General features: G+C 64.5%; 20 protein-coding genes. 9 read left to right on the top strand and 11 right to left on the bottom strand.

The features are described from left to right. Nucleotides 1-46 precede the first annotated feature (46 nt). The gene (locus tag K1X11_RS11635; RefSeq protein WP_221032015.1) at nucleotides 47-2,860 is read right to left on the bottom strand and encodes an insulinase family protein; all 2,814 of its coding nucleotides are present in this window, start codon (nucleotides 2,858-2,860) and stop codon (nucleotides 47-49) included. A 93-nt stretch (nucleotides 2,861-2,953) separates the two neighbouring features. Beyond that, a complete protein-coding gene (locus K1X11_RS11630; protein WP_221032016.1) occupies nucleotides 2,954-3,913 on the bottom strand; it encodes a ribokinase in 960 nt (319 codons plus the stop codon). 156 nt (nucleotides 3,914-4,069) lie between these two features. Between K1X11_RS11630 and K1X11_RS11625 the strand changes: the two genes are divergently transcribed. The 7 genes from K1X11_RS11625 to K1X11_RS11595 all read left to right on the top strand — a co-directional run bounded on the left by K1X11_RS11625 (nucleotide 4,070) and on the right by K1X11_RS11595 (nucleotide 10,668). Then, nucleotides 4,070-5,275, top strand: coding sequence for a sensor histidine kinase (locus K1X11_RS11625; protein WP_221032017.1), 1,206 nt, complete (start codon nucleotides 4,070-4,072; stop codon nucleotides 5,273-5,275). Further along, on the top strand, nucleotides 5,272-5,997 hold the full coding sequence (locus K1X11_RS11620; protein ID WP_221032018.1) for a LytR/AlgR family response regulator transcription factor: 726 nt from the start codon (nucleotides 5,272-5,274) through the stop codon (nucleotides 5,995-5,997). Before K1X11_RS11625 ends, K1X11_RS11620 begins: the two co-directional genes overlap by 4 nt. A 45-nt stretch (nucleotides 5,998-6,042) precedes the next feature. After that, nucleotides 6,043-6,204 carry a hypothetical protein gene (locus K1X11_RS11615; protein ID WP_221032019.1) on the top strand — a complete coding sequence of 54 codons (162 nt, stop codon included), beginning with the start codon at nucleotides 6,043-6,045 and terminating at the stop codon, nucleotides 6,202-6,204. A gap of 47 nt (nucleotides 6,205-6,251) precedes the next feature. Further along, on the top strand, nucleotides 6,252-7,028 hold the full coding sequence (locus K1X11_RS11610; RefSeq protein WP_221032020.1) for an ABC transporter ATP-binding protein: 777 nt from the start codon (nucleotides 6,252-6,254) through the stop codon (nucleotides 7,026-7,028). A 42-nt stretch (nucleotides 7,029-7,070) separates the two neighbouring features. Next, nucleotides 7,071-8,300 (top strand): ABC transporter permease, encoded by a 1,230-nt coding sequence (locus K1X11_RS11605; RefSeq protein ID WP_221032021.1) that lies wholly within the window; start codon nucleotides 7,071-7,073, stop codon nucleotides 8,298-8,300. A gap of 173 nt (nucleotides 8,301-8,473) precedes the next feature. Then, a complete protein-coding gene (locus tag K1X11_RS11600; protein WP_221032022.1) occupies nucleotides 8,474-9,598 on the top strand; it encodes a hypothetical protein in 1,125 nt (374 codons plus the stop codon). Between the two features lie 338 nt (nucleotides 9,599-9,936). After that, nucleotides 9,937-10,668, top strand: coding sequence for a class I SAM-dependent methyltransferase (locus K1X11_RS11595; protein WP_221032023.1), 732 nt, complete (start codon nucleotides 9,937-9,939; stop codon nucleotides 10,666-10,668). A gap of 6 nt (nucleotides 10,669-10,674) precedes the next feature. Here K1X11_RS11595 and recD2 read toward each other — a convergent pair whose 3' ends face one another. From recD2 to panC, 8 genes are all read right to left on the bottom strand, one after another. Further along, on the bottom strand, nucleotides 10,675-12,876 hold the full coding sequence (gene recD2, locus K1X11_RS11590) for an SF1B family DNA helicase RecD2 (protein WP_221032024.1): 2,202 nt from the start codon (nucleotides 12,874-12,876) through the stop codon (nucleotides 10,675-10,677). 94 nt (nucleotides 12,877-12,970) lie between these two features. Then, nucleotides 12,971-13,369 (bottom strand): type II toxin-antitoxin system VapC family toxin, encoded by a 399-nt coding sequence (locus K1X11_RS11585; RefSeq protein WP_221032025.1) that lies wholly within the window; start codon nucleotides 13,367-13,369, stop codon nucleotides 12,971-12,973. Nucleotides 13,370-13,372: 3 nt separating this feature from the next. Then, nucleotides 13,373-13,618 carry an antitoxin gene (locus tag K1X11_RS11580; RefSeq protein ID WP_221032026.1) on the bottom strand — a complete coding sequence of 82 codons (246 nt, stop codon included), beginning with the start codon at nucleotides 13,616-13,618 and terminating at the stop codon, nucleotides 13,373-13,375. A gap of 100 nt (nucleotides 13,619-13,718) precedes the next feature. Then, nucleotides 13,719-14,867 carry an acyltransferase family protein gene (locus K1X11_RS11575; RefSeq protein WP_221032027.1) on the bottom strand — a complete coding sequence of 383 codons (1,149 nt, stop codon included), beginning with the start codon at nucleotides 14,865-14,867 and terminating at the stop codon, nucleotides 13,719-13,721. Between the two features lie 152 nt (nucleotides 14,868-15,019). Beyond that, nucleotides 15,020-15,916 carry a DMT family transporter gene (locus K1X11_RS11570; protein ID WP_221032028.1) on the bottom strand — a complete coding sequence of 299 codons (897 nt, stop codon included), beginning with the start codon at nucleotides 15,914-15,916 and terminating at the stop codon, nucleotides 15,020-15,022. A 106-nt stretch (nucleotides 15,917-16,022) separates the two neighbouring features. Then, nucleotides 16,023-17,600, bottom strand: coding sequence for an L-aspartate oxidase (gene nadB, locus K1X11_RS11565; RefSeq protein WP_221032029.1), 1,578 nt, complete (start codon nucleotides 17,598-17,600; stop codon nucleotides 16,023-16,025). A gap of 45 nt (nucleotides 17,601-17,645) precedes the next feature. Beyond that, nucleotides 17,646-18,152 (bottom strand): GNAT family N-acetyltransferase, encoded by a 507-nt coding sequence (locus K1X11_RS11560; protein WP_221032030.1) that lies wholly within the window; start codon nucleotides 18,150-18,152, stop codon nucleotides 17,646-17,648. A 29-nt stretch (nucleotides 18,153-18,181) separates the two neighbouring features. Beyond that, nucleotides 18,182-19,024, bottom strand: a complete 843-nt coding sequence (panC, locus tag K1X11_RS11555) for a pantoate--beta-alanine ligase (protein WP_221032031.1) — start codon at nucleotides 19,022-19,024, stop codon at nucleotides 18,182-18,184. Between the two features lie 128 nt (nucleotides 19,025-19,152). On the opposite strand from panC, the gene K1X11_RS11550 reads away from it, so the two are divergent. Both K1X11_RS11550 and K1X11_RS11545 read left to right on the top strand, forming a co-directional pair. Continuing rightward, nucleotides 19,153-20,379, top strand: a complete 1,227-nt coding sequence (locus K1X11_RS11550) for an LL-diaminopimelate aminotransferase (protein ID WP_221032032.1) — start codon at nucleotides 19,153-19,155, stop codon at nucleotides 20,377-20,379. Nucleotides 20,380-20,407: 28 nt separating this feature from the next. Next, nucleotides 20,408-21,868 (top strand): ATP-binding protein, encoded by a 1,461-nt coding sequence (locus K1X11_RS11545; RefSeq protein ID WP_221032033.1) that lies wholly within the window; start codon nucleotides 20,408-20,410, stop codon nucleotides 21,866-21,868. Between the two features lie 16 nt (nucleotides 21,869-21,884). On the opposite strand, the gene K1X11_RS11540 is transcribed toward K1X11_RS11545, so the two are convergent. Further along, entirely contained in the window at nucleotides 21,885-24,302 is a 2,418-nt protein-coding gene (locus K1X11_RS11540; RefSeq protein WP_221032034.1) for an ABC transporter permease, read from the bottom strand. Between the last annotated feature and the right edge of the window lie 33 nt (nucleotides 24,303-24,335).

Here is a 24,335-nt window from a genome sequence, read left to right as displayed (position 1 = left end):
GCCTTGGCGGGCCGGGCGAGATGAGGGAGGGCGCCGGGACGGACGCTCAGTTGAACTGCTGTTCGGCCTTCCAGGCCTCGCGGTCGCTGAAAGAGGCCGGGGCCTCGCTCGGGGCGTGATCGCCGCTGGAGAGCAGCACGATCACCGACTTGGCCGTATCGGGAGTGATGATACGGCGGAAGAGCGCGGCGGTCGCGGCCTGATCGAGTTGATCGATGGCGGCGAGGGTGTCGTGCTGGCGTTCCCAATCGCCGCCGTGGTCGTAAGCGCGGGCGAAGAGCACACCGGTTTTGTCGGCGATCGACTTGGGCTTTTCGCCCAGGGAGGAGCGGGCGCCGGCGAGCAACGTTTCCCATTGCTCAGTCGGGAGGGCGGCCAGCTGGTCGGGCAGAGTGGCGATGAAGGTTTCGGCGCGCTGACGCAGATCATCGGCGGCGTGGGTGCTCGATTGGATGACGTAGAGCAGAAGCATGTCTTCGGCGGCGGATCCGGCACCGCTGCCCACGATGTAGCCGAGCTGTTGTTTGGTGCGCAGCTCGGTGAAGAAGGGCTCACTCATGAAGGTGCCGATGACCTCGGCGGCGGCGCGTTCGGCCGGGGTGGCGTCGGGCAGGAGGTAGTTGGCGCGGTAAGTGGAGTTCACGCCTTCGATGGCACCCGTGTCGATGACGGGCTCGCCGGCGGCGAGTTCAAGTTGGCGGCGGCGCAGCAACTCGTGTTCGGCGGCGGGTTCGGCGCCGATAGCGTCGGCGATGGCGCGGGCCGATTCGATGGCGCGCTCGGGGGTGAGGTGGCCGTGCACGAGCACCTCGACCTTGCCAGTGGCGAAGTAGCGGGTGGCGAGGTCGTGCACCTCGTCCCAGGTCACGGACTCGGCGCGCTCGAGGGAGTGGTTGGGCAGGAAGTAGAACTCGCGCAGGGCGGCGGACGAACGATGGGAGGCGAGTTGGTAGGCCTCGGTCTGGTCGTAGCTGCGTAGGTTGCGCATCACGCGCTCGTGGAGAGAGGCGAAGCGGGTGGGCGTGATCTCGAAGTCGAGGAGGCGCTCGGTGACGTATTCGATGAAGCGCGCGGGGGAATCGGCGAAACCGGTGACGGCGAGGTCGAAGCCCTCCATGCCGATATCCACGGAGTAGGAAAGGCCCGCGACACTGGCGTCGCCGGCGGCGGCTTCGAAGGCGTCGTAGAGGCAGGTCTCGAAGAAGCGGAGCAGGAGGTCGGTCTCGGCCGTGCCCATGTCGCGGGTGGGCACGAAGCGCATCTGCACGGTGGCCTGCGGGCGCTCGAACTCGACGTCCTGGGCGTAGTAGAGTTGCAGCCCGGCTTCATCGATGAGGGAGAGCGGGCGCTCGGCGATGAGTTTGGTTTCGCCGGGCAGGAAGGGGTTGGCGGACGGCAGGGCAAAGCTGTCGATGGCGGGCGGGTTGACCAGGTGGTTGTAGTCGTCGCCGGCAGTCTCGCTGTAACCGTAGGCGGTGCCGTAGATTTCCTCGGTCCGGTCGGTGGGCACGCCCTTGGCCTGGAAGGTCACGAGCATGTTGTCGGGCGTGAGGGCGCCGAGGAATTCGCGGTAGGCGGCTTCGTCGGGCTCACCCCAGGCGATGTCGGCTCGTTCGGCGACGTCGAGCGGGAAGAAGAGGGCGTTGTTGGCGAGGCGGGTGGCGAGGTTGGCGCCTTCGCCGCGGTCTTCGAAGGTCTCCTGGAGGTTGGCGATGCGGGCCTGGTCGGCGTAGAAGTCGGCCGGGAAGGGAGAGTCCTTCAGGTGCTCGATGTAGGCGAAGAAGGTCTCCATGACCTGCTGAATGTTGTCGGCCCCGTTGGGGGTGAGGTCGGCGGAGATGAAGAGGGACTCGTAGCCGGTGGTGCGGGTCCAGGTGAAACCGCCGACGCTGGTGGCGAGGTCGGCGTCCTTCAGGTATTCGACGAGGCCGCCCTTGCCCGCGTAGTTGAGCAAGGAGAGGAGGAAGGCGTCGGTTTTGGACGCGAAGTGCGGGCGGGTGGAGGGGATGACAAACTCCATCCAGAGTTGGCGCAGCTCGCGCACGGGCTCGATGGTGGCGAGGCGGAGGGCTTCCTTGTGCGGCAGGAAGGTCGGCTCGCGCTCGATGGCGGGCAGGTCGCGCACGGGGATGGGCGAGAAGGAGACGCGGGCCATGCGCTCGAGTTCGTCGAGCGAGGCGGTGCCGGTGATGGCGAGGGCCATGCGATCGGCGGAGTAGTGGTTTTCGTAGAACTCGCGGACGATGGCGGGGGTGGCGTTGGCGAGGGTGTCCTTGTTGCCGGTGGAGAACTTGGATTCGCCGGCCTCGGGGCTGTAGAGCTCGCGGCGGACATTGAGCATGCGGCGTAGGTCGTTTTGCACGTGGCGCATGGCTTCGTTGTGCACGGCGTTGACCTCACGCTCGGTGTAGTCGGCGACGAAGAGCGGCGCGATGAAGAACTGGGCGAAGCGGTCGAGGGCGCCCTCGAGGGCCTCGTGGCGGACTTCAAATTGGTAGTTGGTGTGGTCGGTCGAGGTGTAGGCGTTGTTGTAGCCGCCGTTGGCCGTGATGTAGGCGCTGTATTCGGAGACGTCGGGATACTTCTCGGTGCCGAGGAAGAGCATGTGCTCGAGGAAGTGAGCGAGGCCCGCGTGCTCGAACGGGTCGTCGATCTGGCCGACGGAGACGACCAGCGAGGCGGCGGACTTATTGAAGTTGGCGTCGGAGACGAGGAGGACCTTGAGGCCGTTGTCGAGGGTGAGGCGACGGAACTCGGCCTTGTCGGTGGGAGCGACCTCGCGCGGCGGCAGAGCTGAATCCGTGGCGGCGAACGCCGGCGCGGAAACGATCAGCAATAGACAGAGGAGACGGGTAAGCATGGTGGCACGGTGAGCGGTTTTGCCGCGAGTGCCAGTCTGCGTGGATGAACGGCGGAAATCGTAAGATGGGCGGTTCAGCCGGGTGAGAGGGGCTCAGGCCGGGTGTTTTTTGAGGAAGCGGCTGACGGCGGTGCGGGTGGGCATGGAGGGGGCGGTGCCGGGTTTGGTGACAGAGAGGGCGGCGACGGCGCAACCGTGGCGGGCGGCGGCAGCGAGGTCGCCCTCGTGCTCGAGCAGACCGGCGGCGAATCCGCCGACAAAGGCGTCGCCGGCGCCGGTGGTATCGACGGCGTCGACGGTGAAGGCGGGGATTTCGAGGTAACCGTCGGCGCGGGAGATGAAGCAGCCGCGTTGGCCGAGGGTGACGATGACGACGGGCACGCCGAGGGTGCCGCAGAGGGCGTGCAGTTTGGCAGGGGCGAGTTTGAGCAGGGCTTTGGCGGTGAGCGGTTTCTGGCCGGGCTGGTGGCCGAGGCGGTTGATGAGCTCCACGAACTCGGTCTCGTTGGGGATGAGGATATCGACGTGCTTGAGCATGGCCGGCTGGAAGTCGGGCCGGAGCGGGGCGGGGTTGAGCACGGTGAGGGCGCCGGCGGTGCGACCCAGTTTGAGCGCGTGGGTGGTCGCGGGGAGATCGGCCTCGAGTTGGGCGATGACGATGCGGGCGCCGTCGATGGCGTCGATGGGCAGGTCGTCACGGCGCAGGTGGAGATTGGCGGCGAGGGCGACGATGATCTGGTTCTGGCCCTCGGCGTTGACGAGGATGGCGGCGGCGCCGGTGGGTTGTTTGGGTTTGATGGCCCAGTGGGCGGGGATGCCCTCGGCCTCGTAAAAGGCCTGGGCTTCGCGACCGAAGGCGTCATTGCCGATGGCGCCGACGTAGAGCGTGGGGGCACCGGCGCGGGCGGCAGCGACGGCTTGGTTGGAACCCTTGCCACCGGGGCCGGTGCGAGAGGTGCCGGCGAGGGTCTCGCCCGGGCGGGGGAAGTGGGCGCAGTTGAAACAGAGGTCGGTCACGTAGCTGCCGACGACAACGACTTGGGGTGCAGTCATGGGGGGGAGGTTAAGTATGAAGTTGGAAGTAGGAAGTTTGAAGTCGGGGGGGGGCGGAGAGGTGGGAGGGGACGCGCGTGCGGGCCGTTCGTCATGGGGGATCGCCGTTTGTCCAAAGATTGCCCCGAAAGCGCGTTCTTGCTGTAGGGTGGCGGCGTGATCGACTCCGCCGTGCCCATTTCCGACCCCCAAGCCGATGCCAAGCGCCAGCGTGCGAAGGAGCGGCTCTACGTCATTTGCCAAGCGCTGTGCTGGGGCGGGTTTCTTGCCATGCAGTTGGTGATCAGCGTGATGGTGTCGAGTGCGCGGGAGGAGCCGCTGACTGTCGACGACTATATGACGCTGGTGCACACGGTGCTGCTGGGTCTGGTGATTTCCCACTTTGCGCGCATTTACATCGATCGCTGGCAGCTGCGGGAGTTGCCGTGGGTCAAGATGTTGCCCCGGGGCCTGTTCCTGGCGCTGGGCATGTCGGTGGTGTGGAGCGTGGTGGGCTTCGGCTGGGTGTATGGCGTGCTGCGGCATCCGTGGCCGGACAGCATCAACCCCTTCCTGCTGGTCCTGATCAGCATCATCAACGGCACCATCATGTATACGGCGTGGTTGAGCGCCTACTTCATCTATCATGTCTATGCGCGTTTCAACCGCTCGGAGATCGAGCGACTGCGCCTGACCGCGGTGGTGAAGGACGCCGAGCTGCGCGCGCTGAAGTCGCAGGTGAATCCGCACTTCATGTTCAACTCGCTCAATAGCGTTCGCGCTCTGATCGACGAGGATCCGCGGCGGGCGCGTGAAGCGGTGACGCAGTTGGCCAACATGCTGCGCTACTCGCTGCAGGCGGGCCGCAAGCAGACCGTCTCCTTCGAGGAGGAGCTGACGGTCGTGAACGACTACCTTTCGCTGGAGCAGGTCCGCCACGAGGAGCGCCTGCGCCTCAAACTCGATGTCGCGCCGGAGACCCTGCGCCGCCACGTGCCGCCGATGCTGTTGCAGACCCTGGTGGAGAACGCGGTCAAATACGGCATCGCCGAGCAACCCAACGGCGGGCAGATCGAAATCATCGCCCATATCGAAAACGGCGAGCTGCACATCGCGGTGCGCAACCCCGGCAACCTGCGCTCGGCCGGCACCGGTCGCACCCAGCAACGCTCGACGGGCGTGGGCCTGCGCAACGCGTCCGATCGCCTGCAATTGCTCTTCGGCGACAGCGCCCGTCTCTCCCTCGAACAGAGTGCGCCCGACCAGGTCACGGCCGCGGTCGTGGTGCCGCAGGAGGCGGAAGCGACCACCGGTCCGCGGGAACGCCGCCGTCGTCGCGACGGCGCGAGCAACAAATCCAACCCTGATACAGTATCTGCATGAAAGCGTTGTTGATTGATGATGAGCGCCTCGCGCGCGGCGAACTGCGTCGCCTGCTGGGCGAGGTGGACGGCATTGAAATTGTCGGCGAGGCGGCCAACGCCGAGCAGGCCCGCGAGAAGCTGAAAGAGCTGAATCCCGATCTGCTGTTTCTGGATGTGCAGATGCCCGGCGAGACTGGCCTGGAGTTTCTCGAGTCGCTCGAGCCGCCGGTGCCGCAGGTGATTTTTACCACCGCCTACGACGAGTTTGCGGTGAAGGCCTTTGAGCTCAACGCCCTCGACTACCTCCTCAAGCCCGTCGATCCCGTGCGTCTCGAAGCGGCCATTGAGCGGCTGAGGGAGCGCAGTGGCGCAAATCCGCCGCCGAGCGCGGATCGCCCCGAGGTGCTCAGCCCCGACGACAAGGTGTTTGTGCGGGAGGGCGACCACTGCTGGTTCGTCGAGGTGAAGCGCATTCGCCTGCTCGAGAGCGAAGGCAACTACACCCGCGTGCATTTCGACGACGCTCAGCCGCAGCTCTTCCGCTCGCTCAATGCGATGGAGACGCGGCTCGACACCAAGACCTTCTTCCGCGCCAACCGTCGCCAGATGATCAACCTGCAGTGGATCGAAAAGATCGAGCCGTGGTTCAGCGGCGGCCTGCTGGTTGAACTCAAGGGCGGCGCCAAGGTCGAGCTCAGCCGCCGCCAGGCCCAGGCGTTCCGTGAACGCATGAGCTTGTAATCAAAACTTCACTACACCCTTACCCATCTCCCCTCCCTGTTTGTTATGAAAACGCTTACCCTGTTTTGCCGCTCCCGTTGGTTCGCCGCTGTCGTCACCGGTCTCGGTGTCATGTGGGCGATGAGTGCATCACTGGGCTGGGGCGTGGGCGCCGCCATCGGCGGCGGCATCACCGTCACCATGCTCAGCACTCGCCGCGAAAACTGAGCCGCTGGCGCGTTTTCGGCTATCCAATCTTCCTTACCCATCCAGCCATGATCGAAGTCACCCACCTGACCAAAACCTTCAAGGACAAGAAGCGGGGCGTTGTGCGCGCCGTCGACGATGTGTCCTTTAGCTGCGAACCCGGCAAAATCTATGGCCTACTGGGGGCCAATGGCGCGGGCAAAACCACCACCCTGCGCATGATCGCCACCCTGCTCAAACCCGTCGAGGGGCAGGCCATTGTGGCCGGGCACGACGTCGTCAAAGAGTCGGCGCTGGTGCGAGCCAAGGTCGGCTTTCTCGCCGCCTCGACTGCGCTCTACGGCCGTCTCACTGCGCGGGAGATGATCACCTACTTCGGTGAGCTCAATGGCATGGAGACCAAGGCGATCAAGGCCCGCATCAAGCAGCTCGCCGACGAGCTCGACATGCACGACTTCCTCGACCGCCGCTGCGAAAAGTTCTCCACCGGCATGAAGCAGAAGACGTCGATCGCCCGCACGCTGGTGCATGATCCGGATGTGATGATCTTCGACGAGCCGACGCTCGGTCTCGATGTGATGACGGCGCGCGCCATCGTGCGGTTCGTGCGCCAGTGCCGCGATCGGGGCAAGACGGTGATCTACTCGTCGCACGTGATGAGTGAGATCGAAAAACTCTGCGACAAGATCGGCATCATCCATGACGGAAAACTTGTCGCCGAGGGCACCTTGCCCGAGCTGCAGCAGCAGTTTGGCGAGAACGACATGGAGGAGATTTTTGTGAAAGCTGTCGGCGGTGAAGCCGCCCTGCAGGCCGCGCTCGAACAGGCGGAAAAACAAGGCTGAAGCCGGACCACCCCACAACCCAACCAGCGAAAGACTTACCCAATGAACTGGAAAGCCATCAGCACCGTCTACTTCAAGGAACTGCGCGACACGGTGCGCGACAAACGCACCCTCATTTCCACCCTCGTGGTGCCCACCGTGGTCATCCCGCTGCTGTTCTTCGGCGCCGGCTTCGTGATGCAGAAAGTCATCAAGAAGGCGCAGCAGGAGCAGTCCTCCATCATGATCGTGGGCGGCGAGGATTCGCCGGAACTGGTCGCGGCGCTCAAGGCTCACGAGGAGTTTCGCGTCGTGACGACGACCGAAGACTTCAAGGCTGCCGTAACCGAGAAGCGGATACGCGCGGCGGTCGATATTCCGGCCGGCTTTGATGCCGCTCTCTTGGCAGGCGACGAGGTGCCGACGGTCAAGATCTACCACTACCAGGGAGAGCTGAAGTCGAAGATGGGCCGCGATGAGCTGCGCAGCTTTTTGACCGACTATCGCGAAGCCCGAGTGCAGGCGGCGCTCGAGGCGCGCAACCTTCCGGCCAGTGTGGTCGAACCCTTCAAGGTGGAGACGGAAAACGTCGCGCCGCCGGAGAAGGTGGGCGGCAACGCGATCGGTGGCTTCGTGCCCTACATGATTGTGATCCTCTGCTTCACCGGCGCGATGTATCCGGCGATGGATCTGACCGCGGGTGAAAAGGAACGCGGCACGATGGAAACGCTGCTCTGCTCGCCGCTGGGTCGCATCAACATCGTGATGGGCAAGTTCTTCATGGTGCTCACGGCGTCGGCCACGACGGTCGCGTTGACGGTGATAATGATGGGCGTGAGTGCTTTCGTCGCGCCGATGGTGTTTGCCGCCGGCGCGGGTGGCGGTGCGGGCGCTGCGGCGGGCGGCGGTGGCATGCCGATGTTGATCGATCCGGTCGGCCTGCTCGGCGTGTTTGCCATGGTGGTGCCGGTGGCGGTGCTGTTTGCCGCGGCGGAACTCGCCATCTCGCTCTTCGCGAAAAGTTTTAAGGAAGCGCAGAGTCTCGTGTCGCCGTTGATGATCGTGATCATCATCCCGACGGCGATGGGCATGCTGCCCGGCATCGAGTTGAGTGCGAAGACGGCGCTCATCCCGATCATGAACCTGAGCCTCGTGTGCAAGGAGATGCTCTCCGGCACGTGGAACTGGGATTACATCGCGCTGATCTTCGGCTCGTCGGCCGTGTATGCCGGCATCGCCTTGTGGTTGTGCGTGAAGATGTTCAACCGCGAGGACGTGATCTTCCGCTCCTGAGCAGCGCGATCGGCTGGATAGTTTTCGAGGGCGTTCACTGCGGTGGGCGCCCTTTCTTGTAAAAAACGAGCTAACGTAAAGCCTGGGTAAATCGTTGGCGTAAAGAGGCTTTCGAGTGGCGCGGGCGGGGTGTCTGGGTATCGCTGGGGCGTAGTTTTACCCACTTATTCATCATGCCTGCCACGACTCCCCACATTCTTATCATGCATGCCGATGCCCATCTCCGCCGGGTATTGGCCGTGCTTCTCGTGGAGGCGGGTATGAAGGTGAAGGCGGTGGAAGCTGCGGAGTCCGCGGTCGAAGAGGCGGTCGCGGAGAGCTTCGATCTGATCCTGATCGGTTATCAAGGGGTGGGGGAGCAGGCCTTTGCGTGGGCGGGCCGTTTGCGGGATGAGCTGGGGGATGAGCCGCCGATCGTCATGCTATTGCCGGAGCTACAACTGCCGCTGGTGGTGCAGGGAATTCGCGAGGGATTGACCGACGTGTGGCCGTTGAACGAAGAGGTGCAGCCGGTGGTGCGACGCGTGTTGGCGTTGGTCGCGCCGGAGCGGGTGGAAGGGGTGGCTACGACGCCGGCGGTGGAGCTCAGCGAGGTGGAACGCACCTTGCGTGAAATGGAGCCGGTGCTGCGTTCGTTGCACACGGATGCGGAAGCGGTGGAAATGCGGGAGCGTTTCAAGCGGGCGTTGTTGGAACTCGAAGGGGAGCGCGACTTGGTGGAGGCGGCGCAGGCAGCGATGGATGAGCGGGCGCGCATGCTCGCGGACGAGCGGCAGGCGTTGGACCAACGGCGGCGGAAGATGGCCGACGAGGCGAAACGGTTGGAGCGAGCGCGAGCGGAGTTGCGCGCGGAATGTGATTTGTGGCAGCAGACGCTGCAGGATTTACAGACCCGGGAGGGCAACCTCCGTGACTACGAGGCGCGGTTGCGGCAACGTGAATCCCTCTTACCGGGAAAGCCGAGTATCAAGAGCGTCGATACGGGTTACACACAGCTGCCTTTCCCGCCCGCGACGGCGGGGCAGGGCTGGGAGGATTTGGCGAAGGCGCGGGCAGTGTTTGAGGCGGAGAAAAACGTGTTTCGTGATGAGCGCATGGCGTTGGGGGATCTGGACCAACAGATCCGCAAGCGGGAGGAACGTCTGCGCGAGTTGGAGCGGCAGCTGCAGGAAAAGGACCGCGTGCGTCGGGGCCTGCCGCCACCGCCGCCAGACGTCTTTGAACCGAAGAAGACGAGTGGCGGCACGGCCGCGCCGTTCAAACGAACCAGTCGAATTCGCGGCATTTTCCGGCGGTAGGTTTTGCGTCGGACGGAATCGGAGTTGATTCGCCGGTCGATGCCGACCATGGGTGGTGCCGTTATGAACTCCCACCTGCTTACTCAGCTTTCGATCGCGACGCCGTTGCCCTGCTCGGGAATGCGTCGTTGGTGGCGTTCATCGGCTTGGCGATGGTGAGGTTGCCCTGAACCTCCCGGCGAGCGGCTGACGCGCTCGATCCGCTTCCCGCCAAGCCCGATTCCGCACCACTGCGAATCGGGCTTTTTGTTGTCCGCTTTTCCTCCCTTTCCCTTGGCCGCGCCCGGCGAGGCGCGGCGCCACCTGTCACCCATTAGGTGACGCCATTATGTAATTTTATGAGTTTTGATGATAAAAAGAGCCGGTCGTTGACGCCGGTGTTTGAGCGGCCGGCGGTCGCGTTCTTTGGCCGTTCCTTGGCTGAATATGTCCAGTTCTTTGACCTCGATGTCGACGCGTTGCGCGGTCGGTCGGTGCTCGATGTGGCGGCGGGGCCGTCCTCGTTCACGGCGGAAGCGCGGCGGGGGGGCGTCGAGGCGGTCGCAGTGGATCCGCTCTATGCGCGCAATCCCGCGGATCTTGAGCGGCAGGTGGCACAGGACTACGAGCATATGTTTGAGCGCATGCGGACCGGGCAGAACAGTGGGCGGTTTCGCTTTAAGAGTTTTGCGTCGGTCGATGAGGCCGAGGCCGATCGGCGTCGCGCGGCGAAGCGTTTCCTGGGGGATTTTGCGGCCCATCGAGAGCATGGGCGTTACTTTGGCGCGGCGCTGCCGAAGCTGCCGTTTCTGGACGGGGCGTTCGATGTGGTGCTGTGCGCCCACCTGCTCTTCATTTATCCGGCGCTCTTCGACTTTGCCTTCCATCTCGCGGCCTGCCGGGAGCTGATGCGGGTGGCGCGTGACGAAGTGCGGATTCACCCGGTCTGCGGGGCGGATGGTCAGCCGTATCCACAGCTTGGTGACTTGATAGGAGAGTTGGGCGAGAGCGGAGTCGAAGCCCGTGAGGTCCCGGTGGATTACGAATTCTTCGCCGGCGCGACGACGATGCTGGTGCTGCGTCCCGGCTGACAGGCTTTAGGGCAGGAGCGTGATCTTTTGCTTCAGGTGGGTGCTGCGGACTTTGGCTTCGTGGTTGCGCACGGCCATGCCGTAGGCGGCGGGTTCGCCGACGAGGTAGACCTTCTTTTTGCCGCGGGTGATGGCGGTGTAGAGGAGGTTGCGCTGCAGCATCATGAAGTGGGCTTTGAGCAGCGGGATGACGACGATGGGGTATTCGGAGCCTTGGCTCTTGTGGATGCTGATGGCGTAGGCGAGGGCGAGGTCGTTGAACTCGCCGCGCTCGAAGGTGTGTTCGTTGTCGTCGAAGCGGGCGGTGAGGGTGCCGTTGATGCCGTCGGTCGAAACGACGGTGCCGATGTCGCCGTTGAAGAGGTTTTTGTCGTAGTTGTTGCGCAGCTGGATGATCTTGTCGCCGGCGCGGAATTCACCGCCGGCAAACTTGATCCCTTGGCGGGTGGGGTTGAGCGCACCTTGGAGGGATGTATTCAGATTTCCAACACCGGCGGTGCCGCGGTGCATGGGCGCGAGGACCTGAATGTCCTGGATGGGTTTGATCCACGGGTGCAGGCGCGGCAGGGTTTCGCGGCAGAGGCGCAGGACCTTGTTGACGCAATCCTGTTGGTCGGCGGCGGGAATGAAATTGAGGTCGCTCCACGCCTGCAGGGCGTCGAGTTCGGGGATAGTCGGTGGCAGGGTGGGGACGCCGTCGTTGATGGCGTGGGCGGTGGTGACGATGCCACTCTGCCCCTTCTGGCGATGGATGACATCGAGGCGGGTGACCGCCAGACGCTGGGTGGCAATGAGATCCTGCAGGACGTTGCCGGCGCCGACGGAAGGCAGCTGGTCGGTGTCGCCGACGAGAAGCAAGTGCGCGGCGGAGGGCACGGCTTGGAGGAGCGCGGCGGCGAGGCGGGTGTCGAGCATGGAGGCCTCGTCGACGACGAGGAAGTCGGTCGCGAGTGGGTGATCCTCGTTGGTGGTGAAGTGACCTTTGGCGGGGTCGAATTTGAGCAGCCGGTGGATGGTGGACGCGAAACCGCCGGTGGTTTCGGCGAGGCGTTGCGCGGCGCGACCGGTAGGCGCGGCGAGGTGAAGGCGCACCTTCTTCGCGCGCAGGATGTCGACGAGCGCGCGCAAAATCGTGGTTTTTCCGGTTCCGGGTCCGCCGGTGAGGATGCTGGTCTTGTGGGCGAGGGCGGTTCGGATGGCTTCGGCCTGTTTGGCGGCGAATTGGATTTCGGCTTTTTGTTGGGCCCAGGTGATGGCGGCTTCGATCTTGATGGGCGGCAGGCCGGAGGGCACGGCGTCGAGGCGTTGCACGACCTTGGCGATGCGTTCCTCGGCGCGGTCGAGCACGGGGAGTTGGATGAAGCCGGAACCGGGCAGGGGATCGGCCTCTTGCGCGGGCCAGTGACGGGCGAGGGCGCGTTGATCGATGAGGGCGGCGACGCGGGCCTCAAGACGCTCTTTCGAGGTGTCGAGCATCTCAGCGGCGTGGGCGATGAGATCGGCTTCGCGCAGGGCGGTGTGGCCTTCCTCCTGCAGGGTTTCGAGGGCGAAGATGAGACCGGCGTCGAGGCGGGGCGGGGCGTCGTTGGCGAAGCCTAGGTTGATGGCGATTTTGTCGGCGGTCTTAAAGCCGATGCCGTCGATCTCGCGGGCGACGCGGTAGGGCTCGGTGGTGAGCACGGTCTGGGCCTGGGCGCCGTAGGCCTTGTTGAGTTTCACGCACTGGCTGGTGGTGACACCGTAGGTTTGGAGAAAGATGTAGAGCTCGCGGAAGGCGCGTTGGTCGTCCCAAGCGGCCTTGATGTTGATGGCGCGCTTTTTGCCGATGCCCGGCACGGTGCGCAGGCGGGCGCTTTCTTCGGAAAGGACGCGGAAGGTGTCAGTGCCGAAGGCGTCGACGATCTTGTTGGCGTAGACCTTGCCGATGCCAGGAACGAGGCCGCTGCCGAGGTATTTGCGGATCCCATACACGGTGGACGGCAGGGTGGAGCGGAAGCCGGCGATTTTGAACTGCAGGCCGTGCTGGCTGTGGCGGGTCCATTCGCCGTCGAGGTGAAGGGTTTCGCCGCATTGCACGCCGGGGAGCGTGCCGACGATGGTGACCTTCTCGCTGCCGTCGCCGGCGCGGAACTCGGCGATGGTGTAGTGGTTTTCCTCGTTGGAAAAAATGATGCGCTCGAGGACGCCGGTAAGTTGTTCGGCGCTCATGGACGAGAGGAACTGGTTTGGTTTTTAACCACGAATGGACACGAAGGGCTTCGGCTACCGCCTACGCACTGAAACTCGGAGAAGGTAGGAATCATTAGGCTGCCTGCCAATCGACGACCTTGAGTTTGGGGACGCGTTTAAATTCGGCGAGGTTGTGGGTGACGACAGTGGCCCCGAGGCGCAAGGCTTGGGCGGCGATGAGGGTGTCGATAGGACCGATGATCTGGCCGCGTTTTTCGAGGTGAGCCCGTAGGCGGCCATATATCGCGGCATCCTCGGCATTGAACACGAGGAGGGGGAGTTGCGCCACCAGTTGGTCGACGTTCTGGCGGTGACGGGCCACTCCACTTTTCGACGCTCCGTATTCGAGTTCGGCCAAGACAATGGAAGATAATCTCAGATCTTCGAATGCCGCACCCATTTGATGGCGAAGGGACGGGTCGCGCCCTTGGAAGTATTTGGAAAGGGCGTTGGTATCCGGCAGGTAGATCATGGTCTACCAGTCGAGGTCGCGCGGAAGATCAGGAGCGGTATGCGGCGGGATGTCGGGGAAATCCGGGCAGGAGCCGGCGAGGGCGATGAAGGCTTGGCGGCGCTTTTCCTTTTCGTCGTCGATGGGGGTGATCGAGATGCCGTTCTTGGTTTTGCGGATGCGGACCTCCTTGCCGGGGAAGCGAAACTCCTTGGGCAGGCGAATGGCTTGGGAGCCACCGTTGGTGAAGAGCTTGGCCGTCTTGGTCATGGTGTATAGACAGGATGTATATACAATGGGGGTGTCAATGACGTGAGCCGTTTGGCCGCTGCAGCCGCCCCGTTGCCGGCGGGGGAATGGGGGGCGGTGACTACGAGCGGACGGTGAACGCTTCAACGGGTGGTAGTGCGGGGGAGGCCGGAGCGGATCGGGTATGGCGGCGTTTGAGCCAGCGACGGGCAGGTTTCTCGACAAGTTCATGCAGCGCGATGGCAGCAACCAGGCTGATCGTGCAGAACACGATCCACGCTTCGGAGTGAAGCCCCTTGACCTTGAGGACCATTACAGTGGGGCGAAAGACGGGGAATTCCATTATGCGCACGAGCAGGACGTGCACGAGGAACAGTGCGTAGGAAGCCTCGCCGAGGTAGATGAGGATGCGCAGCGGCAAGGACTGCCACGCGGGGCGGTGGTATTGTTCAACGCGGGCGCAAAAGAACAGTAGGCCACAGACAGCGAGAGAGACCAAGCCCCGGGCGCGGAAGTTCATTTGGGTGCTGCCCAGCCACGAATTTGGCAGAGTGGTTACAACCGAAAACAAGACCAGTGCGGTGATGAGCCCCAGCCAGGCACGTGGGCCCAGCTTCGATTCCCGGCGCAATTGGACACCAAGAAACACGCCCAAGATGAAATCGGGTAGCCGCAGGATGGGGAGGATGTAGTAACCCGAATCATAACCGGTCTCGAAAGCGATGTCGGAGAAGCCGATAAATGTGCTGAACAAGATGCATAAAACCAGCGGGCGGAGTGGCCCCCAGCGTTGTTCGAAATACTGACAAACGGGCAACAAGGCGGGAAAGAGGAGGTAGAAAAAGGCCTCGACGGAAACGGACCAAGTGGCCCCGTTGAGGCCGATGGGAAAGGTGTAGTGAAACCACGCCTGCAGCCCGAGGGCGGAGAGCACGTTGCTGTAGATCCACCTGACCGGATCGCTGTGCCAGAGTTCGACCATCAGGAGCAACGCCAGCAGGTGCATCACCGCATAGGCTGGAAAAACTCGGGCGAAGCGCGCCCAGTAGAAGCGCTGAATTGCGGATGCGTCCGGAATCCGGGGATAGCAGTAAGCGAGCACCAATCCCGATAGGACGAAAAATAACGGCATGGCGAAGTGACCGTTGCCACAAAAGCGCTCCCAAACTCCGCCGGGAGCCGGCGGAAACTTGTGATGAAAATGAAAAACCACAACCCAGCTGGCGGCAAATAGGCGCAGCAGGGTAAGGCTATGCAGGCGTGGTAGCATGACTCTTCACGGAAAAAGTGTCCGCGCTCCGTAGAGTCATTAGGGCGACGCGTTGGGCGGTAGTTGCGGGATGCCGATCGGGATTGGCAAGCCTTCAACTCCGCAGTCGCCATGAAATTGCGGCATGCTCGAGGGGGTCCGAACGGCCGAGCCTACACCAACACGAGACCGATGGCGGCGAGCATGAGGGCGGCGCCCCAGAGGCGGAGGCGCAGGGTGGCGGGGCCGAGGTGTTGTTCTTCGTTTTTGAACCAGTGACCGATCCACCAGACCGCGAGCACGGCCCAGAGTCCGCGGGAGCTATAGACGATGTTCACGGCGGTGGCGTCACCGAAGGCGCCGATGGCGATGCCCATGCCGGCCGCCTGCACGCCGAGCAAGGTGGCGCCGCCGAGCAGCCACGGTCGGGCGGGGCGGGCGATGCTGCGCAGCGGCGCGCTGAAAACCGGGAAAAGGGCAAAGGACAACAGCGCCAGCAGGCCGAACATGATCGGCAGATAGCGGCCCACGCCCCAAAGCGGGGCCCAAGCCTGCACGGTGATGTCGCTGGCCGCGAAGGTGAGCGCGGCGCCCAAGGCGGCCGCGACGGTGCCTCCGATGTTGGTGGCGCGAGCGGTGGGCGCGTCGGTGTGGCGCGGACGGCGGTTGAGCAACGCGATGGCAGCGACGCTGAGCACGGCGGCGATCCACCATTTCAGTGGAATAGGGTCGGGCAAAAACACGGCGCTCAGGAAGGCGACGAGGATGATCTTGGCGCCGAGGACGGGTGTTGCGATGGAGACGTCGCCGCGTTCGATGGCGAGGAAGGTAAAGATCTGCCCGGCGAAAAACAGCAGGGCGGTGACGAGCGGTTGCCACCAAGCGCCGGTGCCCGGGCCGGGACCGAGGGCCCAAAACGGTGCGATGCACACCGCATGCATGACATTGGCGACGAAGGTGGTGCGCCACAGCCCCACGCCGAACGCCGCGCTGCGTTTGAGCAGCAACACGCCGGCGACGTAGCCGAAGCTACTGGCCAGCGGCAGCAGGAGGTGGAGCGGAAAGGTCATGCGCGGTCACAGACCGCGAGACGGGCGGATTTCGCAATGGTGAAACGCGGGTGGGGGGCCGAGAGGCAGGGGGAGCGGCCGACACGGCCGCTGCTACATTTTGGTGCTAGAGCCGGACCTTGGAGTCGAGGGGGCGTTTGCGGGGTTTGGGGTAGTCGGCGATGGCGTGCAGGCCGCGGCTTTCCTTGCGTTGCAGGGCGCAGGCGACGATGAGGCGCGCGATGGTGGTGAGGTTGCGCAGTTCGAGCAGCTCGGGGTCGACCGAGAAGTTCCAGTAGTAGTCCTGGATTTCGCGTTCGAGGTTGGCGATGCGGGTGCGGGCGCGTTCGAGGCGCTTGGTCGTGCGCATGATGCCGACGTAGTCCCACATGGTGCGGCGCAATTCGTCCCAGTTGTGGCTGATGACAACGCGTTCGTCGGCGTCGTGGCCGCCGAGGTCGACCCATGCCGGGATGGGGGTCTTGCGGGTTTTGGGCAGGCGCTCCAGGTAGCGCTCGACGGAGCCGGCGGCGCGGTGGGCGACGACCACGGCTTCGAGCAGCGAATTGGAGGCGAGGCGGTTGGCGCCGTGCAGGCCGGTGCAAGCGACTTCGCCGCAGGCGTAGAGGCCGGGTAAACTGGTTTCGCCTTCGAGGTTGGTGGCGACGCCGCCGCAGGTGTAGTGGGCGGCGGGGACGACCGGCAGGTAGTCGGTGGCGAGGTCGAAGCCGAGTTGTTTGCAGGTCTTGTAAATCTTGGGGAACCGGCGGCGCAGGTAGGGCGCGTTGCGATGGGTGATATCGAGCCAGACGTGCGGCGTGCCGCTGGCCTTCATCTCGGCATCGATGGCGCGGGCCACGATGTCGCGGGGGGCGAGGTCGGCCTGCGCGTGGTAGCGGGGCATGAAGGCCTCGCCCTTGAGGTTGCGCAGGATGGCGCCCTCGCCGCGGACGGCTTCGCTGATGAGGAAGCGTTTGTTATCGGCGGTGAAGAGGGTGGTGGGGTGAAACTGAATGAACTCGAGGTTCCGGATCTCGACACCGGCGCGGTAGGCCATGGCGATGCCGTCGCCGGTGGCGATGTCGGGGTTGGTCGAATACTGGTAAACGCGTCCGGCGCCGCCGGTGGAGAGCATGACGACGGGGGCGCGAAAGGTGATGACGCGACCGTCTTTCACATCGAGGGCGTAGAGACCCTGGACGCGGCGTTGTTTGGCTTTGCCGGTGGTGATGAGGTCGATGCCGAAGACGTGCTCGTAGAGGGCGACGCGGGGCTCCTTGGAAATGGCGCGCAGGAGGGCGTCCTCGATGGCTTTGCCGGTCATGTCCTTCACGTGAAGGATGCGGCGTTCGCTGTGACCGCCCTCGCGGCCGAGGTCGTAGGCGCCGGCGGCGTCGCGGGAAAATTTGAGACCGAGCTCGGCCAGTTCCTGCACGCGGGCGGGGCCGTCACGCACGATCTCGCGCACGACGGATTCGCGGCACAGGCCGTCGCCGGCGATGAGGGTGTCGGCGACGTGTTTTTCAACGTCGTCGGTCGGATCGGTGACGGCGGCGATGCCGCCCTGCGCCCAGTTGGTGTTGGAGTCGGCCTTGTTCTTCTTGGTGAGGATGGCGACCGACTGGCCCGACTGGGCGGCTTTGAGGGCAAAGCTCAGGCCAGCGATACCGCTGCCGAGCACAAGGACGTCGAAGGATTGTGGCATGAAGGAAGTCGGTGTGCGCGGCGGGCAGGGAAACTGAAACGGGGTTCAGCTCTCGCCGAGTTCGCGCTGCATAATGACCACGTCGAGCCAGCGATCGAACTTGTAGCCGACGCGGTGCATGGTGCCGGTGGACGCGAAGCCGGCGTTGGCGTGCAGGCGAATGGAGGCGCGGTTGTCGGAGTCGCCGATGAGGGCGATCATTTGTTTGAAGCCGGCGGTGGTGGCAGCGGAAATGAGTTCGGCGAGGAGTTTGCGGCCGAAGCCGCGGCCCCGTTGATCGGGATGCAGGTAGATGGAGTCCTCGACGGTGTATTGGTAGGCGCGGCGCTCGCGGAAGGGACCGGCGTAGCCGTAGCCGACGACGGTGTCATCCATGGTCGCGACGAGGAAGGGGTAACCTCGGCCGGAGATCGCCATAAAACGACCTCGCATCGCCTCGTAGGTCGGGGCTTCGGTCTCGAACGTGCCCGTGCCGTGAGTGACATGGTGCGCGTAGATAGCTTGGATGGACTCGACGTCGTCGAGCGTGGCGGGGCGGATGTTGGGGGTCATGAAGGGGGTAGAAAAGGCGGGGCCTCGACTTACAGGAGGATGTTGTCGATGAGGCGGGTTTCGTCGACCCAGGCGGCGATCGCGAGCAGGGCGTTGCCGGGCTCGAGTTCGCGGAGGGGTTGCATGGTCTGCGGGTCGACGAGCGCGACGTAGATCACGCGAATCTGCCGTTGGTCGGCGAGAAGGTGGGTGGCCTCGGCGGTGAGGCGTTCGACGCGACGCTCGCCTTTTTCGGCCATGGCTTTGATGGCCTGAAGGGTGCGCGGAATGGCGAGGGCGGCCTGGCGCTGGGTCGGGGTGAGGTAGGCGTTGCGGGAACTGAGGGCGAGGCCGTCGTGGTCGCGGGTGGTCGGGCAGGTGATGATCTCCACGGGCAGGTGAAGGTCGGCGACCATTTTGCGAATGACGGCGACCTGCTGGGCGTCCTTTTGGCCGAAGATGGCGCAGGTGGGCTGCACGATGTTGAACAGCATGGCCACGATGGTGGTGACACCGCGGAAGTGGACGGGGCGCGAGATGCCTTCGAGGGGTTTGGCAACGGATTCTTCGGTGATGAAGGTCGAGTAACCGGCGGGGTAGAGTTCGTCCTTGGTGGGCGTAAAAATGTAGTGGGCGCCAGCCGTCTCGCATTTGGCGGAGTCGCCCTCGAGATCACGCGGGTAGCGTTGGAAATCTTCGTTGGGGCCAAACTGGGTCGGGTTGACGAAGATGGAGACGACCACGACATCGGCCTTGGTGGCGGCGAGGCGGACGAGGTCGAGGTGGCCCTCATGGAGGGCGCCCATGGTGGGCACAAAAGCGATGGTGCGACCAGCGGAGCGGAGCTCGCGGGCGACGTTTTGCATCTCGGAGACGGTGCGGAGAGTTTGCATGGGCCGGCGGAAAAGGAGGAGCGGGTGCTATCCGAAGCGGGCTTGATCAAATTCCGGCGGCTCCACTTATTCAAGTTTTTGCCCGGCAAACGCCTGGCGATCTTCACCGCAGTTCGTCCCTTTTACCCATGATCCGCATCAACGAAAACTACCTGAAGCTGAAGGCTTCGTATCTCTTTGCCGACATCGCCAAGCGCGTGAACGCCTACACGGCGGCCAATCCCGACAAGCCGCTCATTCGCCTCGGCATTGGCGACGTGACCGAGCCTCTCCCGGAAGTGTGCGTGAAGGCGCTGCATGAAGGCGCGGACGAGTTGGCCAAGCGCGAGACCTTCCGTGGCTACGGCCCGGAGCAGGGTTATGCGTTTTTGCGCGAGGCGATCGCGCAGGGTGAATACGCCACGCGCGGCTGCACGATCGCGCCGGATGAAATCTTCGTGTCGGACGGTGCGAAGTGCGACAGCGCGAACATCCAGGAAATCTTTGCTGAGGAGGGCTTGAAGCTGGCGATCCCGGATCCGGTGTATCCGGTTTATATCGACACCAACGTGATGGCGGGCCGCACGGGCGCCAACGTGGGCGGCCGCTACGAAGGTGTGACCTATCTCGAGTGCACGCCGGAGAACAACTACGTGCCGGCGATCCCGAGCGAGCCGACTGACCTCATTTACCTGTGCTTCCCCAACAACCCGACCGGCGCGGTCGCGACCCGCGAGCAGCTGACGGCGTGGGTGGAGTATGCGAAGGCGAACCAGGCGATCATTCTCTACGATGTCGCTTACGTGGCCTTCATCCGCGACGAGTCCATCCCGCACTCCATCTACGAGATCCCCGGGGCGGACGAGGTTGCGATCGAGCTGCGCAGCTTCTCCAAGACGGCGGGGTTCACCGGCACGCGTTGCGCCTACACGGTGATCCCGAAGAAGCTGCAGGCCTACGACTCCACCGGCAAAGCGCACTCGCTGCACAGCATGTGGAATCGCCGCCACACGACCAAGTTCAACGGCGTCTCCTACCCGGTGCAAAAGGCCGCCGCGGCGATCTACACGCCGGAAGGCCAGGCGCAGGTGAAGGCCTTGAGCGATTTCTATTTGGAGAATGCTGCGCTCATCCGGACCGCGATGCAGGACCTCGGTCTGAGCTGCGTGGGCGGCGACAACGCACCCTACATCTGGATCAACACGGGCCGCGATTCCTGGGAGTTCTTCGACCTGTTGCTGAACAAGGCGGGCGTGGTCTGCACGCCGGGCGCCGGCTTCGGCAAATGTGGCGAAGGGCACGTGCGCATCAGCGCGTTTAACTCCCGCGCCAATGTTGAAAATGCCCTGAAACGGATCGCCGAGGCGCTTGCCTGAGGCACTGAAAAGCGTCAGGGTGCGGTCCGTGTCGCGCCCTGACGAGTCCTCGCCTGCTGACACCGACTCCGCGGAGAGCCGGCGGACGGCGCGTCATTTCCGGCGGCTTTACATCCTCGCGTTGGGCACGGTCGCGCTCCTGGCGATCGGTGGGCAGGTGCTGGTGCAGTATGCCTTGGCCTCGCAGAGTCGGAGCGGTCGCGTCGTCAATGAGGCCGGTTTCCAACGCATGCTCAGTCAGCGGCTGAGCCTGAAGCTGACCCTGTTGGAGCGGGGGGCGGAGGCAGAGCGGGCGGAGCAGTTGGCGGAGATCGTGCGTCTGCGCGACCAGTGGAGGCAGGCGCATCTGGATTTGATCGAGTCTTCGCGAGAGCTGGCGTTTGGGCGCGCGGCGCGGTCCTCAATCGAGGATATGTTTGAGCGCGTGGGCCATCCGCTCGAAGCGATCGCAACGGTAGTGGACAGGCTGGAGCAGGGGCAGGAACTGACGCCGGCGATGGCAGCGGCGGTGCTGCACAATCAGGAAGTGTTTTTGCCCCTGATGGATGCGACGGTGCGTGAGTTGGAGCTCAGTGTAGCGGGCCGGGTGGCGTGGTTGCAGAAGCTGGAGCTGGGGCTGTTATTGGTGACGTTGGCGGTGTTGGTGGTTGAGGCGTTGTTGGTGTTCCGGCCGGCGGTGGCACGTTTGCAGCGCACCTTGGTTGAGCTCGAGCGGAGGCGGCTGGAAACGGCGGGACGTTTGGACAGCCTGCGGCATCTGAGCGCGGGCATCGCGCATCATTTCAACAACATCCTGACGTCGGTGATGGGGAACGCGGAACTGATTCGCATTGAGTCGAAGGGGGATCGCCAGCGCATGGATTTTGCCGAAGCGCAGGTGCAGCAATGCCAGCGCGCGGCCGACATCGTAGCGGAACTGCTCCTCTACTCGGGCAATGCGCAGCCGCAGCCCCGGCCAGTCGGGTTGGCGCGATGGCTACGGGACGCGATGGATGCGTTGCCAGCGCCGCCAGCGGGGGTGACGCTGGAGGTGGACATCAAAGAGGACACCGTGGCGCGAGTGGACGGCGATTTGTTGCACAAAGCTTTGGAGGGATTGGTGGCCAATGCCTACGAGGCGATGACGGCGCGCCAGGGTCGGGTGACCGTGACGCTCGATCAGGACGTGCTGGGCGAACCGAAGCCGATGGCTGGGCCTTATCATTTGGCGCTGCCGGCCGGGCTATATGCCACCCTGGAGGTGGCCGATGCCGGAGTGGGGATTTCGCGCTACGACCTCGATCACGTCTTTGATCCTTACTTCACCCGCAAATCGTTTGGGCGGGGGCTGGGCTTGGCGTCCATCCTGGGCGTGGCACACGCCCATCATGGAGGGGTGCAGATCGAGTCGACCGAAGGCGAGGGCACGACGGTCACCCTCTACCTGCCGCTGGCGTTGGAGAGTTCGGCGGACGTGGTGCGGCGACGTCAGTCGGTTCGCGACAACTAAGGGCGGTAACGGAGGCTCATTCGTCGCGCAGTGCGACCAAGGGATCCACGCGGGTGGCGCGACAGGCGGGGCCGAGGCACGCCAACAGGCCGACGAGTCCGAGGCCGGCGGCCACGAGCAGGATGGCGACAGGATCGATGCCCGCGAGGCGCGGCATGGTGTTTTGCAAAAAGCGTCCCAGCAACACGGCGCCCCCGATCCCCATGGCGATGCCGAGCAGGCTGAGCGTGATGCCTTGACGCAGCACGAGCCGGAGGATGTCCGACGGGTGGGCACCGAGCGCCAAGCGAATGCCAAATTCGCCGGTGCGTTGGGTGACGGCTTGGGTAATGACCGCATAGATGCCGAGGGCGGCAAGCACGAGGCCGAGGGCGCCGAAGGCAGTGAGGGTGTGCCCGACCAACCGCAGGTTGTGCTGGCTGTAGTCGATCTGTTCGCGGGCGGTGGCGATGTTGGAGGGCGGCAGATCGGGGTCGATGGTCAGCACGGTGCGGCGCAGGGCTTCGCGCAGGGTGGCGGGGGCGGGGCTGCGCAGGACGAGATAGGTCCAACCCCAGGCCTCCTGGGCGGTGGGTTTATAGACCACGTGGCGGGTGGTGGGTGGGCCGAGGGCGGCGGCGGCATCGACATCCTCGGCGACGCCCACGACTTCGGCCCAAAACGGGATGCCGCTATCCATGCTGCAGAGGCGTTGACCGATGGGGTCGGTGTCGGGCCAGAGCTTTTCGGCGAGGGAGCGGTTGACGATGATGACGGCGGGGTCGTCGGGTTTGATGTCTTCGCGGAATGGACTCCCCGCGACCAGCGGGATGCCCATGGTGCGGAAGTAATCGTGCGTCACCATGACGTGAAACGCGCGCGGCAGGGTGCTGGCGTCGACGGCCTCCTGGCCTTCGAGCAGGACGAGCCGGTCACTCCCATAACCGTAGATCGGCAACGAAGTGGCGAGAGCCGCTGACTCGACGCCGGGCAGGGCGCGCAAGTCGCGTTCGAGGGTGCGGAAGAGTTCCAGCCGTTGGGCGTATTCCGGGTAGCGAATGCCGGGCACCGAGAGCTCGGCGGTGATGACTGGGCCGACGTCCCAGCCGGCGTCCTGTTGGAGGAAGCGACCGAAGGCCCGGTGCATGGTGGCGGCGCCACCCAGGAGGACGAGGGCGAGGGTGAACTCGGCGACGATGAGGGCGGCGCGCAGCTGGTGCGAAGCGCGACCGGCGGTTGAGCCGCGGCTCTGGGTTTTGAGCACGGCGTTGGTGTTGACCCGCGAGCTCCACCAGGCCGGCACGATGCCGAAGAGGATGCCAGTGCCCAGTGCAACGGCGAAGGTGAGGTTGACGACGGTGGCGTTGAGCTGCAGATCGAGCGCGCCGGCGCCACCGCCGAAGGTGAGTCGAGCTTCGAGGAGACGATTGATGGCCCAGGCGAGGGCGAGACCCAGCAGCCCGCCGCCCAGGGAAACGATGACCGACTCCACCAGTTGTTGACCGATGAGGCGCAGGCGGGACGCGCCGAGGGCGCTGCGCACGGCGAGCTCGCGGGTGCGGGTGGCGGCGCGGGCGATCTGGAGATTGGCGAGGTTGGCGCAGGCGATGAGCAGCACAAAGCCGGCGAGGCTGACGAGCAGCCAGGAGATGCGGCGGTTGAGCTCGCTGTTGAGGGCTTGGTTAAGCGGGAGGGTGTCGTATCGAAGGCCTGAATACAGGTCGGGGAAGGCCGTCGCCTGGCTGGTCGCCACGGTCGCGAGGGTGGTGTTGATGCGGGCGGGGCTGGCGGGGTTGGCGAGGCGACCGGCTAGGCGGAAGATGCGGTAGTCGCGCCACTGCAGTTGTTCATCGTCGTAGGCCAATGGGCGCCAGAAACTCGTGCGCTGCCAGAGCTTTTGATAATCGAAGGCGGCAGGCATGACGCCGATGATGGTGACGCTTTCGCCGTCGAGGCGCAGGGTGCGCCCGAGCACCTGCGGGTCGCCGCCGTAGCGTTGTTGCCAGAAGCGATGGCTGAGGACGACGACCTGGTTGCGTCCGCGCTCTGCTTCGTCGGCGGTGAAGCCGCGCCCCAAGGCGGGTTGCATTCCGAAGGTCGACCAGATTTCGGGCGAGGCGTCGACCGCGTTGATACGTTCGGCGGGGCGATCGGGCTCAGCGAGGACGTAGCTGACGAAGGCAAAGGTCGTGAGCGAGGCAAAGGCGGGTTGGGCTTCGCGGATTTCGCGATCCTCGGTGGCGGAGTGCTCGAAGCGCGGGCCGGCGGCGGTGCGGCTGACCAGCATGGTGAGGCGGTCGGCGGCGGGGAAGGGGGCGTCGCGGAAGAGCAGAGCCTCAAGCAGGCTGAACATGGCGGAGTTGACGCCGATGCCGAGGGCGAGAATGAGGAGGGCGATGACGGTGAAGCCCGGAGATTGCCGGAGCTGGCGAAGGGCGTAGCGCAGGGGAAGCATGGCGGGGCGGGGTGGCGGCAGCGTAGAGTGGGC

Source organism: Actomonas aquatica (assembly GCF_019679435.2).
Lineage (GTDB): Bacteria > Verrucomicrobiota > Verrucomicrobiia > Opitutales > Opitutaceae > Actomonas > Actomonas aquatica.
Note: the sequence above shows the minus strand (reverse complement) of the source record. Positions and strands in the feature narration are given on the sequence as shown.